The organism is Pseudomonas sp., from assembly GCF_026224925.1.
In the GTDB taxonomy this organism is placed as follows: Bacteria; Pseudomonadota; Gammaproteobacteria; order Pseudomonadales; family Pseudomonadaceae; genus Aquipseudomonas.
In genome coordinates this window covers 1-1,844 of sequence record NZ_JAMFRV010000036.1, presented here as the reverse complement: position 1 = coordinate 1,844, position 1,844 = coordinate 1, and the positions used below count along the sequence as shown (strand labels likewise).

3 protein-coding genes are annotated in these 1,844 nt (G+C 57.8%); all 3 read left to right on the top strand.

The genetic code is table 11. The features are described 5' to 3' along the window. A partial coding sequence (locus M0974_RS01735; RefSeq protein ID WP_297831877.1) for an AI-2E family transporter occupies positions 1 to 582 on the top strand: 582 nt, incomplete at its 5' end. A gap of 147 nt (positions 583 to 729) precedes the next feature. Next, entirely contained in the window at positions 730 to 1,434 is a 705-nt protein-coding gene (gene hda / locus M0974_RS01730) for a DnaA regulatory inactivator Hda (RefSeq protein WP_297831874.1), read from the top strand. Positions 1,435 to 1,438: 4 nt separating this feature from the next. After that, the coding region (locus M0974_RS01725; protein ID WP_297831872.1) for a Sir2 family NAD-dependent protein deacetylase at positions 1,439 to 1,844 on the top strand (406 nt) is incomplete at its 3' end.

Here is a 1,844-nt window from a genome sequence, read left to right as displayed (position 1 = left end):
TGTTTCTACCTGTTGCGCGACTGGGACGTCATGATGGCCAAGGTTCGTAGCCTGTTACCACGTCATCGTGAAGGGCAAATCGTCAAGTTGGCGGGCGAATGCCATGAAGTGCTGGGTGCGTTTATTCGCGGTCAGTTGCTGGTCATGGTTGCTCTGGGCTTTATATACGCAGCAGGCCTGATGCTGGTGGGTCTGGAACTGGGTCTGTTGATTGGTGTGATCGCCGGTCTTGCCGCCATCGTTCCGTATATGGGGTTCGTGATAGGTATCGGTGCGGCGATTATTGCCGGGTTGTTCCAGTTTGGCGGTGACCTGTACCCGATGATGGGTATTGTTGCGGTGTTCATGATTGGTCAGGCGCTGGAGGGCATGGTCCTTACGCCTTTGTTGGTCGGTGATCGAATCGGCCTGCACCCGGTAGCGGTGATCTTCGCGATCCTGGCGGGCGGTGAGTTGTTTGGCTTCACCGGAGTATTGCTGGCGTTGCCGGTAGCTGCGGTCATCATGGTGCTGGTGCGGCATGTCCATGTCCTCTATAAAGAGTCAGATATTTACAGCGGGACTGAAGATCCTGATTTGTGATGCTGCGCTCAACACAGAGCCCGCTCCTACAAGAACCGCTGCAAACCTTTGATTTTGCTGCCGCATTGTGCGCTCGGCGTCGGCGGTATAAACTTTGCACACTTTACACAGAGGCCCCCAGCGGTTCGCCTGAACCGTTAAGCCAGCATGAAACCGATTCAGCTGCCCTTGGGTGTGCGTCTGCGTGATGACGCCACTTTCATTAATTACTATCCCGGCGCCAATGCCGCAGCACTCGGCTATGTTGAGCGGCTGTGCGAAGCCGACGCTGGCTGGACCGAAAGCCTGATTTATCTCTGGGGCAAGGACGGCGTCGGGCGTACTCATCTGCTGCAAGCCGCTTGTCTGCGCTTCGAACAAATGGGCGAGCCCGCCGTCTACCTGCCACTGGCTGACCTGATCGGTGAAGGGGTCAAGCTGCTGGACAACCTTGAGCAGTACGAACTCGTCTGTCTGGACGATCTGCAAGCGGTGGTGGGCAAGCCGGAATGGGAAGAAGCGCTATTCCATTTGTTCAATCGTCTGCGTGACAGCGGTCGTCGCCTGCTGATTGCGGCGTCTCAGTCGCCCCGCGAGTTGCCGGTCAAACTGCTCGACCTCAAATCCCGTCTTACCATGGCCCTGGTGTTCCAGATGCGTGGGTTGTCCGATGAAGACAAACTGCGTGCCCTGCAGCTTCGTGCCTCACGCCGTGGTTTGCACCTGACTGATGAAGTCGGTCATTTCATTCTGACCCGTGGGACTCGCAGCATGAGTGCGTTGTTCGAGCTGCTGGAGCGCCTCGATCAGGCGTCGTTGCAAGCGCAGCGCAAGCTAACCATTCCGTTTTTGAAAGAGACATTGGGTTGGTAGACCAATGGTGATAGCGCGCGATCTGCTGCTACAGACCGCAGCGGCGCTACGGCATGCCCAGCGCATTCTGGTGATTACCGGCGCCGGTCTGTCAGCCGATTCGGGTTTGCCCACCTATCGCGGTGTAGGCGGGCTCTACAACGGCACCACGACGGACGGCCTGCCAATCGAAATGGCCTTGTCCGGCCCCATGCTGCGTCGCGACCCTGCGTTGTGTTGGAAATACATCGCAGAGTTGGGTCGTGCGTGCCTGGGCGCGCAACCGAACGCTGCGCACTACGCCATCGCTCACTTGCAGCGGATCAAACCCGAATGTTGGGTGTTGACGCAAAACGTTGATGGTTATCACCGCGCAGCGGGCAGCCCGGATGAGCGCTTGATTGAGATCCACGGCAATCTTTCGCCGCTGT

What these genes read in the sequence shown, in the direction of transcription:
- hda (WP_297831874.1), top strand. Translation starts at nt 730, where the DNA reads ATGAAACCGATTCAGCTGCCCTTGGGTGTGCGTCTGCGTGATGACGCC.